Genomic DNA, 276 nt, shown 5'->3' with positions numbered 1-276 from the left:
GGACTGCACCACGTAGGCGTCACCGGCATTGGTCGGCGGGTCTTGGCCGGGCGGTACGAAGATGTAGCGACCACCGGCTCCCTTGTCAGGACCCATCTCCCCCATCACAACAAACTCGCGTTGCCAGAAGTCGGAGGCACCACCGGCGGTCGGACCGGCCGGGAGTTCGATCACCATCGATCCAGTCTCGTCGAGATTGAAAAAGCCCAGAATGTAGGGTGTGGTGGCGTTTGCCGTGATAATTCCGAGCTTGTCGGTATAGCTGACGTACTGCAC

1 protein-coding gene is annotated in these 276 nt (G+C 60.1%); it reads right to left on the bottom strand.

Going from position 1 to position 276, the window contains the following annotated elements; translation table 11 throughout:
• Positions 1–276 (bottom strand): DUF1254 domain-containing protein (locus QSV46_RS39660; RefSeq protein ID WP_314964086.1); only part of this gene is annotated, 276 nt, incomplete at both ends.

It is taken from the genome of Bradyrhizobium cosmicum (assembly GCF_032290525.1).
Lineage (GTDB): Bacteria > Pseudomonadota > Alphaproteobacteria > Rhizobiales > Xanthobacteraceae > Bradyrhizobium > Bradyrhizobium cosmicum_A.
Note: the sequence above shows the minus strand (reverse complement) of the source record. Positions and strands in the feature narration are given on the sequence as shown.